The sequence below is a fragment of the Pseudomonas sp. 2hn genome (genome assembly GCF_019646095.1).
In the GTDB taxonomy this organism is placed as follows: Bacteria; Pseudomonadota; Gammaproteobacteria; order Pseudomonadales; family Pseudomonadaceae; genus Aquipseudomonas; species Aquipseudomonas peradeniyensis.
On the sequence record NZ_CP081016.1, the window covers coordinates 189140 to 202051 of the forward strand.

Annotated in this window: 9 protein-coding genes; 6 read left to right on the top strand and 3 right to left on the bottom strand. The window is 64.3% G+C overall.

Annotated elements, in window-relative coordinates:
• The first annotated feature begins 2 nt into the window (after positions 1-2).
• The 5 genes from K2O50_RS00925 (at position 3) to K2O50_RS00945 (ending at position 7291) form a co-directional block, all read left to right on the top strand.
• Positions 3-1676 (top strand): aryl-sulfate sulfotransferase, encoded by a 1674-nt coding sequence (locus tag K2O50_RS00925; protein WP_050703303.1) that lies wholly within the window; start codon positions 3-5, stop codon positions 1674-1676.
• Positions 1677-1992: 316 nt separating this feature from the next.
• Positions 1993-3435, top strand: coding sequence for an NADP-dependent succinate-semialdehyde dehydrogenase (gene gabD, locus K2O50_RS00930; protein WP_028688580.1), 1443 nt, complete (start codon positions 1993-1995; stop codon positions 3433-3435).
• A gap of 183 nt (positions 3436-3618) precedes the next feature.
• Positions 3619-4896 (top strand): 4-aminobutyrate--2-oxoglutarate transaminase, encoded by a 1278-nt coding sequence (gene gabT / locus K2O50_RS00935; RefSeq protein WP_050703304.1) that lies wholly within the window; start codon positions 3619-3621, stop codon positions 4894-4896.
• Positions 4897-5033: 137 nt separating this feature from the next.
• Positions 5034-6371, top strand: a complete 1338-nt coding sequence (locus K2O50_RS00940; RefSeq protein ID WP_050703305.1) for a response regulator — start codon at positions 5034-5036, stop codon at positions 6369-6371.
• Positions 6372-6511: 140 nt separating this feature from the next.
• On the top strand, positions 6512-7291 hold the full coding sequence (locus K2O50_RS00945) for a hypothetical protein (protein ID WP_052896348.1): 780 nt from the start codon (positions 6512-6514) through the stop codon (positions 7289-7291).
• A 6-nt stretch (positions 7292-7297) separates the two neighbouring features.
• Here the strand turns inward: K2O50_RS00945 and K2O50_RS00950 are convergent, their stop codons facing one another.
• Entirely contained in the window at positions 7298-8287 is a 990-nt protein-coding gene (locus tag K2O50_RS00950) for a sensor domain-containing diguanylate cyclase (RefSeq protein WP_050703306.1), read from the bottom strand.
• Between the two features lie 140 nt (positions 8288-8427).
• Positions 8428-9612, bottom strand: coding sequence for a delta-9 fatty acid desaturase DesA (gene desA, locus K2O50_RS00955; protein WP_050703307.1), 1185 nt, complete (start codon positions 9610-9612; stop codon positions 8428-8430).
• A 150-nt stretch (positions 9613-9762) separates the two neighbouring features.
• Here desA and dibA point away from each other — a divergent pair, with 150 nt between their 5' ends.
• Positions 9763-11658, top strand: a complete 1896-nt coding sequence (gene dibA / locus K2O50_RS00960) for a phosphodiesterase DibA (protein ID WP_050703308.1) — start codon at positions 9763-9765, stop codon at positions 11656-11658.
• A gap of 5 nt (positions 11659-11663) precedes the next feature.
• Here dibA and K2O50_RS00965 read toward each other — a convergent pair whose 3' ends face one another.
• Entirely contained in the window at positions 11664-12911 is a 1248-nt protein-coding gene (locus tag K2O50_RS00965) for a HipA domain-containing protein (RefSeq protein WP_218188883.1), read from the bottom strand.
• Position 12912 lies beyond the last annotated feature (1 nt).

Here is a 12912-nt window from a genome sequence, read left to right on the forward strand (position 1 = left end):
CCATGAATGCCAAGACCCAACCGCACGACCTGCCCGAAGGCGCCTGCCTCACCGCCAAGGTGCCCGACCGCGACCAAGCCCTGCTCGGCGACGTGGTGGTCAACCCTTACCGCCTGGCGCCGCTGACCGCGATCATCCGTGACGGCGGACGTACCCTGAGCGCCGCCCATGTGCGGGTACTGGGCCGCGGCGAGCGCGGTGTCGATATCATCTACGACGTGTCCGACCGCTCGCTGTGGACCTACGGCGGCATCCCGGTGTTCGGCCTGTACCCCGACCACGTCAACCAGGTCGAGGTGAGCTACAAGCTCGATGGCGAACGCATCCGCGAGCGTTACCAAATCTACGCCCCGGCGGTGCGCCTGCCAGTGGTGGCGAAGCAGACCGCCGCGCTGCCCGAGGTGGAGCCGGTCAAGGTCGCGCCCGGTTTCGAGCAGCGCCTGTACCTGTTCAACCACCTGCTGGCCGAGATCCCCGGTGGGCGTGCCTTCAAGTGGAACGGCCTGGGCGGCGCCGCCGAATGGGACTCGGTGGGCAACAACTGGATCGCCGACAGCAACGGTGACGTGCGCTGGTACCTGGACATCGAGCAGATCCACGACTCCAACCACCGCGATGGCCTGGGCGGCACCATGGGCTTCCACCAGACCCGCGACGGCAAGCTGATCTGGGGCCAGGGCCAGACCTACTCCAAGTACGACCTGCTGGGGCGCAAGGTGTGGCAGCGCAACCTGCCGGACAAGTTCGCCGACTTCTCCCACGAAATCCGCGAGACGGTGAGCGGCAGCTACCTGCTGCGGGTCGGCACCAGCGACTACCGTCGCCCGGACGGCAAGCGCGTGCGCTCGATCCGCGACCATATCATCGAAATCAACGAAGCCGGCGACGTGCTGGACTTCTGGGATCTGAACCAGATCCTCGACCCGTACCGCGGCGAGTTGCTGGAAACCCTGGGCAAGGCCGCGATCCAGCTGCCGGACGGTGTGCAGAAACAGGACGACCGGCTGGCCAACGAACTGGCCGAAGGCGACCTGCCGTTCGGCGACACGCCCGGCGTCGGTACCGGGCGCAACTGGGCCCACGTCAATGCCATCGACTACGATGCCGATGACGACAGCATCATCGTTTCAGCACGGCACCAGGGCGTGGTGAAGATCGGCCGTGACAAGCAGGTGAAGTGGATTCTGGCCGCCCCCCAGGGCTGGCCGACGCGCCTGCAGGACAAGGTGCTCAAGCCCGTGGGCGAGGGCTTCGAGTGGTCCTGGACCCAGCACACCGCCTGGCTGACCGGGCGTGGCACGCTGAACGTGTTCGACAACGGCTGGGGCCGTGACTTCGGGCCGACGAAACTGAGCGGAAACTACAGCCGGGCGGTGGAATACCGCATCGACGAGGCCAAGGGCACGGTCGAGCAGGTGTGGCAGTACGGCAAGGAGCGCGGTGACGAGTGGTATAGCCCGATCACCTCGGTGGTGGCGTACCGGGCGGATACCGATACCCAGTTCATCTACTCGGCTTCGGTGAATTTCCTGACGTCCGAGAAGCTGACGACCAGCGTGCTCAATGAAGTGCGCCGTGGCACCCAGGAGGTGGCGGTGGAGCTGAAAGTGCACAGTCGCCAGCCGGGCAGCGTGGGCTACCGGGCGCTGGTGATCGATCTCGACAAGGCGTTCTGACCCTTCCTTCTGACCGATGGTCTAACCTTTTACGGCCCAATCGCGGGGCAAGCCCGCTCCCACAGGAACCCTGCGCTCCTTGTGGGAGCGGGCTTGCCCCGCGATTGGGCCGTTTGCCAGGGGGGTGTTCAACCATTCGTTCTTTTTTTCGAACAGCCTATTGTCCAACACCCCAACCCCCGCTTAGCATTCCGTTTGAGATTTCAAACGCTCGGCACCCAGGCGTCGAACACCCTGGTGCACGAATTTGTGACGGCCGCCCCCTTCTCGGGGCGCCTTTTCAACAATCAATAATTCGCAGTAAAGGGAAGCCGACATGCAGCTCAAAGACGCTCAGTTGTTCCGCCAGCAGGCCTTCATCAACGGTGAATGGCTGGATGCGGACAGCGGTCAGACCATCAAGGTGACGAACCCGGCCACCGGTGAGGTGATCGGTACCGTGCCGAAGATGGGTGCCGCCGAGACCCGCCGCGCCATCGAGGCCGCCGACAAGGCCCTGCCGGCCTGGCGCGCACTGACTGCCAAAGAGCGTGCCGGCAAGCTGCGTCGCTGGTTCGAGCTGATGATCGAGCACCAGGACGACCTGGCCCGCCTGATGACCACCGAGCAGGGCAAGCCACTGGCCGAGGCCAAGGGTGAGATCGCCTATGCCGCCTCGTTCATCGAGTGGTTCGCCGAAGAAGCCAAGCGTGTGTACGGCGACGTCATCCCAGGCCACCAGCCGGACAAGCGCCTGATCGTCATCAAGCAGCCGATCGGTGTCACCGCCGCCATCACCCCGTGGAACTTCCCGGCCGCGATGATCACCCGCAAAGCCGGCCCGGCCCTGGCCGCCGGTTGCACCATGGTGCTCAAGCCCGCTTCGCAGACCCCGTACTCCGCCTTGGCCCTGGTCGAGCTGGCCACCCGTGCCGGCATCCCGGCCGGCGTGCTGAGCGTGATCACCGGCAGCGCCGGCGAAGTCGGCAGCGAACTGACCGGCAACTCCCTGGTGCGCAAGCTGTCCTTCACCGGCTCGACCGAAATCGGCCGCCAGCTGATGGAAGAATGCGCCAAGGACATCAAGAAGGTATCCCTGGAGCTGGGCGGCAACGCGCCGTTCATCGTGTTCGACGACGCCGACCTGGACAAGGCGGTCGAGGGCGCGATCATCTCCAAGTACCGCAACAACGGCCAGACCTGCGTTTGCGCCAACCGCATCTACGTGCAGGACGGCGTCTACGACGCGTTCGCCGAGAAGCTGAAAGCCGCCGTGGCCAAGCTGAAGATCGGCAACGGCCTGGAAGAAGGCACCACAACTGGCCCGCTGATCGACGGCAAGGCTGTCGCCAAGGTCCAGGAGCACATCGAGGACGCCGTCGCCAAGGGCGCCAAGGTGCTGTCCGGTGGCAAGATCATCGAAGGCAACTTCTTCGAGCCGACCATCCTGGTCGACGTGCCGAAGACCGCCGCCGTTGCCAAGGAAGAGACCTTCGGCCCGCTGGCACCGCTGTTCCGCTTCAAGGACGAGGCAGAAGTCATCGCCATGTCCAACGACACCGAGTTCGGCCTGGCCTCGTACTTCTACGCCCGCGACATGAGCCGCGTGTTCCGCGTCGCCGAGGCCCTGGAATACGGCATGGTGGGTATCAACACCGGCCTGATCTCCAACGAAGTGGCGCCGTTCGGCGGCATCAAGGCCTCGGGCCTGGGCCGTGAAGGTTCCAAGTACGGTATCGAGGACTACCTCGAGATCAAATACCTGTGCATCAGCGTCTGATCGCCAGGTAAACGCTTTTACCTCTGCCAGCGGGGCGCGAGAGCGACGTCTCGCTGGCCTTTTTGACATAGCGGTACCTGGTGGCCAGGGCATGTGTGGCAGTCGATCAACGAATACTGTGCACGCCTGCATCCAGCCACCCCCGAACAAAAGCGCCGCAGAACCGGCGCAATTGAGGGCACTATGAGCAAGACCAACGAATCCCTGATGCAACGCCGTGTCGCCGCCGTCCCACGTGGCGTCGGCCAGATCCACCCGATCTTCGTCGACACCGCGAAGAACTCGACGGTGATCGACGTCGAAGGCCGCGAACTGATCGACTTCGCCGGCGGCATCGCGGTACTGAACACCGGCCACCTGCACCCGAAAGTGGTCGCCGCCGTGCAAGAGCAGCTGACCAAGGTCAGCCACACCTGCTTCCAGGTACTGGCCTACGAGCCCTACGTCGAGCTGTGCGAGAAGATCAACAAGCTGGTCCCGGGCAACTTCGACAAGAAGACCCTGCTGGTCACCACCGGCTCCGAAGCCGTTGAAAACGCCGTGAAGATCGCCCGTGCCGCCACCGGCCGTGCCGGCGTGATCGCCTTCACCGGCGGCTACCACGGCCGCACCATGATGACCCTGGGCCTGACCGGCAAGGTCGTGCCGTACTCCGCCGGCATGGGCCTGATGCCAGGCGGCATCTTCCGCGCCCTGTTCCCGAGCGAACTGCACGGCATCAGCGTCGACGACGCCATCGCCTCGGTCGAGCGCATCTTCAAGAACGACGCGGAGCCGCGCGACATCGCCGCGATCATCCTCGAGCCGGTACAAGGCGAAGGCGGTTTCCTGCCGGCGCCGAAAGAGCTGATGAAGCGCCTGCGCGCCCTGTGCGACCAGCACGGCATCCTGCTGATCGCCGACGAAGTGCAGACTGGCGCCGGCCGTACCGGCACCTTCTTCGCCATGGAGCAGATGGGCGTCGCGCCTGACCTGACCACCTTCGCCAAGTCGATTGCCGGCGGCTTCCCGCTGGCCGGTGTGTGCGGCAAGGCCGAGTACATGGACGCCATCGCCCCGGGCGGCCTGGGCGGCACCTATGCCGGTTCGCCGATCGCCTGCGCCGCGGCCCTGGCCGTGATCGAGGTGTTCGAGGAAGAGAAGCTGCTGGACCGCAGCAAGGCAGTCGGCGAGCGCCTGACCGCTGGCCTGCGTGAAATCCAGAAGAAGCACCCGATCATCGGCGATGTCCGTGGCCTGGGCTCGATGATCGCCGTGGAAGTCTTCGAGAAAGGCACCCACACCCCGAACGCCGCCGCTGTTGCCCAGGTGGTTGCCAAGGCTCGCGACAAGGGTCTGATCCTGCTGTCCTGCGGCACTTACGGCAACGTCCTGCGGATCCTTGTTCCGCTGACCGCCGAAGACGCGCTGCTGGACAAAGGCCTGGCCATCATCGAAGAGTGCTTCGCCGAACTGGCCTGAAAAATGTGACAGGTTTCAGAAAAAAACCCGCCTCGGCGGGTTTTTTTTGTGCCGTTGGCCGGCATCAGGCGCTAAGGTTGTACGAGGATTCCATGGAAGCTGCGATGGATCGCGCGTCATAGCCTGGAGAATAGCCCATGAGCGCTGTCGACCCCGTCCCCCCCTGCGTGCTGATTGCCGAAGGCGATCCCTGGGTGCGCGACATGCTCAGCGAAATGCTGCTCAGCGTGCGTTGCGACGCCCGCCTGCAGGTCTGTGCCGATGGTTCCGAGGCGCTGAGCGCGCTGGCGGCCAAACCCGACCTGATCATCGCCGCCCGTGAACTCTCAGGGTTCGACGGCCTCGATCTGTTGCGCAAGGTGCGCGCCAAGGGCGACAAGCCCGGTTTGCCGTTCATCCTCATGAGTGACCGCACCGACAGCGCCAGTGTGCGCGAGGCGCTGCCGTTGCACCCGACCGCCTACCTGAGCAAACCGCTCGACCTGGACAACCTGCGCAAGCGCCTGGAGAACCTGCTGCTGGCAGTGGGCGAGCAGATCGCCTGTCCGGTACCGCCGCTGCAGCCCGGCGCGCAACTGCCGGCCTACCTGGAACAGCGCCGGGCCACCGCCGATGGCGGCCCGTTGTTCGCCGATGTGCAGGTGGCGGTCAAGCGTGCCCTCAATCCCCATGGCCTCAACCTCAAGGTGCTCGAGGAAGAGGTGCGCAACGACCCGCAGATCACCGGCGTGCTCATCGCCGCTGCCAACAGTGCCGCCCTGCACCGAGAAGCGCCGGTACAGACCCTGCTGCAGGCGCTGAACAAGCTCGGCAGCACCCAGAGCATGAACCTCATCCTCGGCCTCACGCTCAAGCGCAGCGCCCGTTTGAGCGACCCGCTGCTGACCCGGCACGCCACCCATTACTGGAACCTGTCGCTGCACACCGCCGAGTACGGCCGCACCCTGGCGCGCATGCTCGAGGTGGACGAAGCGCGCTGCTATTGCGCGGGGCTGCTGCATTGTCTGGGTGACCTGGCGGTGCTGCGTACCTTGCAGGAGTGGCGCCTGGCCGGTGGCGAGCTGGACGAGGACCAGGTGGAGCTGTCGCTCAACGAGTTCGGCGCGCCGTTCGGCTCGGCGCTGCGCACCCGCTGGCGTCTGCCGCTGGACCTGCGCGAGTTGATCGCCGCGGTGTACCAGCTTGGCGGCGGCGTCTATTCCCGGGAGATCCTGGCGATGAACCTGGCCGGGCAGCTGTCGCAGCTCAAGCCCAGCGAAGGGCTGGAGAAGGTCGCCAGCAGCAAGACGGCGCGCCTGCTCAAGCTTGGGTTGCCGGAGCTGACGCGGCTGCGCAAGGTGGACCCTGAGGCGCTGGCGCGGGAGGAGGCCGAGCGTCAGGCAGCGGAAGCTGCCGCGAGCGAGCCGGAGGTTGCCCCGGTCATTGCGCCGGCTACCGATGCAGGCTCGGCCGAGGGCGAGGAGCGCCAGGCCTGATCGGCGTATCGCCGGGGTTGTATCAGGCTTGGGACCCTTCCTACAGATTTTGCGGACGACTGTTCGTATCCAGAGAAGTCCTTCAGGCGTAGCTTTCCCTTCACTCCATCAACGGAATGGCAGGAAGGTTGCGGCCGAAGATGAGCACGTACAGACACCGTGGTCTGCGCTATCAGGTCTATCGATCGCAAGCGCGGAAGCTCGCCCTGCAAGCATTCTGCAGGAGTCAACGTCTGCTCAGGCCTGGGCTTGACGTCGACAAGCTGTGTTTCGAACCCATTGGTCACAGGGCTGTCGAGGCTTTTCAGCGCTGGGGCGAGCAGACTCACCACTTCCCTTGGGAGGAGGTGCCGCGATGGACTGACTGCGATCTCAAAGGTTTCGACCTGTCGTTGTGGTCAGAACGAGAGCTCTGCGGTCTTTGCTATGCCAGTCCCCGGCAAAGCAGGCGCTGCATCAAGATCATCCTGCTGGAGGGCAAGCCAGGTCCTGGGAACCCACTGAGAGGGCTGGTGGCATCACTGTCGCTGCTGGCGGTTGCGGAGTACGCAAGGATGCTCAAGTACTCGCGAATCGAAGTTCAACAGCCCGACCCGGGGGCTGAACCCCTGTATCAGTCGCTTGGCTTCGTTCGCGATTCAGCCGGGAGTCTCGTTCTACCCGTTGCGGCTATGAGCCAGCAACGTACTTTCCACATATCGGAGGTACCTATGAGCTATTCGAAAGATTCCAGGAAGGCTGCATTGATCAAACGCTACACAGCCCAAGCCATCGCTCTGGCGGGTGAAATCACCGATCAGCAATGGCATTTTCTTGAAGTCGGCTTCAAGGAGGGTCTGGAGAAAGAGCCCGGGGGGAAACTGGCTGGGCCACGTAGCGGGCCGATCGATTACGAGTGGAGTACCGCAGCCGTGAAGTGATCCGCTTCAGCCTTTAACGATCTGGTTCTTGCCCTGGCGCTTGGCACGGTACATGGCGGCGTCTGCTCGGGCGAACAGGCTGTCGAGCGTTTCATCCTCATCCTGCAGCCCGGTCAGCCCTTGGCTTACGGTAACCCCGTAGGTGTGCTCGCCATGGATGAAACTCAACCGCTGGATTTCCCGCTGCAGACGCTCGGCAATCTGCTCGGCCACTTGTGCAGTGCAGCCGGGGAACACTGCCGCAAACTCCTCGCCACCGATTCGCCCGAACTGATCGCCACGGCGCAGGACGGCCTTGCCGCTGTCGGCGATGCGCTGTAGCACCTGGTCGCCTTCCTGGTGGCCGTAGGTGTCGTTGATGTGCTTGAAATCGTCGATGTCCAGCAGCAGGAAAGCCATCGGCGTGCCTTCCTCGCGGGCGCTGTCGAAGGCTTGCTGGGCGCACTCGAAGAAGTACCGGCGGTTGCTGCTCTGGGTGAGCACATCGGTGGTGGCCAGGCGTTGCAACTCGCCTTCGAGCTGCTTCTTTTCGGTGATGTCCTCGGCGATGCCGACGATGATCACCCGCTGGTCGCCCTCGCGCTGCTGGTTGATGTAGCACTTGTCGCTGAGCCAGCGCACCTCGCCGGCGGCATTGAGGATGCGGTACTCGCGGTCCTCGACGGTGCCCTTGACCAGCACCTGGGCCAGGCTGCGCTCGGCGTACTCCAGGTCGTCCGGGTAGATGGCGTCGCGCCATTCGTTGTAGTCGGCCAGTACCAGGCTGGCCGGGCGGCCGAAAATGCGCTCGTAGGCGGGGCTGACGTAGAGCACCTGGCGGGTTTCCCAGTCAAAGGCCCAGAGCACGGCGTTGACGCTGTCGAGCAGCGAGCTGTACAGCTGCTCGCGTTCGCTCAGGCGAGCCACTTCGCCTTGGGCGTGGAGCAGGGCCAGCAGGGTCTGGGCGGCTTCTGGGCGGGGAGTGCCGGCAGGTGTGGGTGGGAGGTCTTTGGCCATGAGCACGGAACGTTTCTCGACGATGGGCGTGCGGCCACGGTCCGGCCCGCCACGCGGGCGATATGCCGGGTTTGAGTCGATTTGCGCAGGGGAAGTTCCGGTCGGCACGCCCCGCTACGGGGCATGCCGATCAACGGTGCTCAGGCGCCGTTGGGGCGCAGCGAGTAGGTCTTGAGCTGGGCGGCGAAGTCACGTAGCGAGTGGATGCCACTGGCCTCGGCCTCGTGTACCCAATCTTTCATCGCGGCGAGCATGTCGTGGCCGTTGGCGCTGGTGCGCGCCCAGATCTGCTGCAGCGCCAGGCGCTTTTCATAGATGGTCTTGAGTGCCTGGCTGTGGGCCAGCATCGACTCGATGCGCACGTGGTGGCGGTCCTGCAGCAGGCTGGTTTCCCGCGAGAGCAGGCGCTTGGCACGGCGGAAACGGTGGCGCACCGAGGCGTCGACCTTGTCCAGCTCTTGCTTGACCAGCGGGCCGATCACCAGCTTGCGGTACTGGGCCATGATCTGGAAGCGGTTGTTGAGGATGGCCATGGCGGTGTCCATGTCCAGCGACGCCTTGCCCTCCACGCGATGGGCGATGGGCGCGACGCGCTGCACCTTGGCCAGGCGCAGCAGGCTCAGCAGGCGGATCCACATCCAGCCCATGTCGAACTCCCAGCGGCGCACCGACAGCTTCGCCGAGTTGGGGTAGGTGTGGTGGTTGTTGTGCAGCTCCTCGCCGCCAATGATGATGCCCCACGGCACCAGGTTGGTGGCGGCGTCGCGGCACTCGAAGTTGCGGTAGCCCACGGCATGGCCCAGGCCGTTGACCACGCCGGCGGCCCAGAACGGAATCCACATCATCTGGATCGCCCAGATGGTGATGCCGATGGTGCCGAACAGCAGCAGGTCGATGACTGCCATCAGGGCGATGCCGCCGAGCTTGTAGCGGGTGTAGAGGTTGCGCTCGATCCAGTCGTCCGGGCAGTTCTTGCCGTAGATGCGCAGCGTTTCCTCGTTGCGCGCCTCTTCACGGTACAGCTCGGCGCCCTTGCGCAGCACGGTGCCCAGGCCCTTGTGCACCGGGCTGTGGGGGTCGTCCGGGGTTTCGCACTTGGCGTGGTGCTTGCGGTGGATGGCGGTCCATTCGCGGGTGTTCTGCGCGGTGGTGAGCCACAGCCAGAAACGGAAGAAATGCTTGAGCCCCGCGTTCAGCTCCAACGCGCGGTGCGCCGAGTAGCGGTGCAGGTAGATGGTGACGCTGACGATGGTCAGGTGGGTCATCAGCAGGGTGACGGCGACCAGTTGCCAGGCCGACAAGTCGAGTAGACCGTAATACCACATAACGGGAAAGACCCTCGAAAACTCAGGGGAACAGCGCTCGCATTATCCCTGGGCGGGGAAATAAAACCAGTCGCCCTTTTAGATAGGAGGTCACAGGGTGTTTCAGCCCTTATAATGCCCCTTCCTTTTTCATGGGCTCCTCCACCCGACATGTCTGTTTCCGTTCGCGACGCCTTGCGCATGGCCGGGCTCTACGTGGTGCTTTCGATCCTCTGGCTGGTGCTGTCCGAGCTGGTTCTGCGTGGCATGACCGACGACCCGCTGGCGCTGGTCGTGGGCCGGCAGATCAACGTGGTGGTCTGGGTACTGCTCAGTGCCTTGCTGATCTTCGTCTCTCGTGCCCGCCTGCTGAACTTCATCGGCATCGGCGCCCGCCTGCGCAGTGAAGACCGCGAGCGCCTGCGCATGGCAGCGGCGGTGTTCGACAGCACCCTTGAGGGTGTGCTGGTGACCGACCGCAATGGCCTGATCGTGCACGTCAACCGGGCCTTCATGCGCATCACCGGCTACCAGCAGGAAGAAGTCATCGGCCAGCGCCCGAGCAAGTTCAAGTCCGGTCGGCATGGCGCGCCGTTCTACCAGCAGATCTACGCCGCCCTCGCGGAGCAGGGCGAGTGGAGCGGGGAGATCTGGAACCGCCGCAAAAGCGGCGAGATCTACCCGCAATGGCAGACGATCTGCGCCATTCGCGATGACAGTGGCGCGCTCAGCCATTACGTCGCGGTCTTCAGCGACATCAGCGCGATCAAGCACACCGAGGAAGAACTGGCCTATCTCGTCCATCACGACCCGCTGACCGGCCTGCCCAACCGCCTGCTGTTCAACGACCGCGCCATGCAGGCCATGGCCGCGGCCCAGGCCAACAAGCGCGGCTGCGCCCTGCTGCTGCTCGACCTCGACCATTTCCAGAGCATCAACGACGGCCTCGGCCACACCATCGGCGACCAGTTGCTCAAGCTGGTCGGCGAGCGCCTGCGCCAGGTGCTGGGCAGCGGCGTGACCTTGGCCCGGCTGGGCGGCGACGAGTTCGGCGTGCTGGCCGAGAACTGCCAGCAGGTCGGCCAGGCCGGCAAGCTGGCGCAATCGATCATCGAGCGATTGAAGGAACCGTTCTGCTTCGAAGACAACCGCCTGTTCATCAGCGTCAGCATCGGCATCAGCCTGTTCCCCAGCGATGCGCTGAGCGCCGAGCAGTTGCTGCGCAACGCCGACTCGGCGCTGTTCAAGGCCAAGAGCAACGGCCGAGCCTGCTATGCGCTGTACACCGAGGAGCTCACCGCCCATGCCCAGCAGCGGGTCGAGACCGCCGGCGAGTTGCGCCGGGCGCTGGAGCAGCAGGAGCTGCGGGTGTTCTTCCAGCCGGTGCACGACCTGTTTACCGCCCGAATGATCGGCGTCGAGGCACTGGTGCGCTGGCAGCATCCCCAGCGCGGCCTGGTCCCGCCCGGGGAGTTCATCCCCATCGCCGAACGCACCGGACTGATCGCCGAGATCGACGCCTGGGTGCTGCACCAGGCCTGCCGGCAGATGGTGCAGTGGCAGACCGAGGGTCGGCAGTTGGCGTTCGTCGCGGTGAACATTTCCAGCCGCCTGTTCAGCCAGCGCGACCTGTACCGGCAGGTGGCCGATGCATTGCACGACACCGGGCTGGACCCTGCGCTGCTCGAACTCGAAGTGACCGAGAGCGCGGTGATGGAAGATCCCGAGGTTGCCCTGGAGCAGCTTCACCGCTTGCGCGAGCTGGGCGTGACACTGGCCATTGACGACTTCGGCACGGGGTATTCGTCATTGCTGCGACTCAAGCGAATGCCCGTGCAGAAGCTCAAGATCGACCAGGGCTTCGTCGCGGGCCTGCCCCATGACGAGGACGACATCGCCATCGTGCGGGTGATCATCGCCCTGGCGCGGAGCATGGGCATGCAGGTGCACGCCGAAGGGGTCGAGCAGGCGGAGCAGGCGCGGTTCCTGCTGGAGCAGCAATGCCAGCTGGGGCAGGGGTACTGGTTCGGGCGGCCGGTGCCGGCGGCGGAGCTGCACTGGGGCTGAGTCCGTCAGTAACGAAGCCTTTGCGTCATGTCGCGGATCACGCCATGCACGATCCGCCTGACGAGCCTGCTCTCACCAGCGTTCAAGCCGTCCACATGCTGATCAAGCAAAGCCTTGGCCTGGGTCTCAGTGCCCGGTACAAGCTCATCGATGATCCTTTGCCCGAGTGCTCCACGTACGCCGATGGCTTCACCAAGGCTCAACACGCTGTCCCTGGTGACCTCACCGTGGGTGCGGACTCCATCAGGTTTCCACACCAGTTCCGCGTCCAGCCAGGGGGCGGCCGAGTCACCATACACAGCGGTGCACAGCAGATCGTAGTGCGGAGCCAGATAGCAAGCGTCCGGATGCATGAAGAACGACAGGTTCTTCAGGTGTGCATCGTTGTTCCCCACCAGGATGTTGAATACCAGCCAGCGAAACAATTGCATGCGGGTCTGTGCGACATTGCGCACAAGATCCAGGATTTTCAGTAGTGTTTCCGGTGTCGCCTGGTGGTATTTGAAGCTTTTGTCCAACGCCAGGAGCTGGCACGCATCCAGCACATGTATGCGTTCGAGCCGTTCGCCGTGACCCATGCGATCAAAGCGCTCGATCAGGTAGACGGCTTCCGGTACGCGCCGAAATGACACGTCAGGTACTGCGAGGTTCATTACCCGAGCCAGACGCATCACGAACCATTCGTTGATGGCGGTTGCATCGTACAGCTCGCGTAGCGGGTGATCGGGCTTGAGGATGTGGGTTGACGGCGTGTTGCCTTCGGGTTCGAACAGGGCATTGCCTACTATCACGACTGGCAGCTTGTGCTGCGCGCCGGCCAGCGACATGCGTTTCGGTGCTCCCGTGGTCAGCGCGCTATGCGGTAGGTTACGAATGCGTTCACTAAGTCGGGCATCGGTGAGCGGCCTGAGCCCATCGGGCTGGTCTTGCGCCAGGTCCTCCAGCAGCGTGATCGCACCGGCTGACTCCGACCCATAGTACCCGAGCAGGCCAAAGGCATCGGCGAATTCGATTCTGGCGTCGTTGGCCAGCAGGGACCTGGCGTGCTCTTCTGGCAGAAGGTTGTCGAAGAACCACTGGACCGGGCGATAGGAGGAGCTGTCGACAATCGTCTCGCGGGCTCTGGGAAGTGCGGGAGAAAGGTCATACCCCGTTGCGCTGGAGCGCCACCCCGACGTGTACGAAAGGCTCCAGACACCTCCATCGTCGCGTAGCGTGGCGACGTGATCGGCGTTTATGAGGACCTCGAGCATT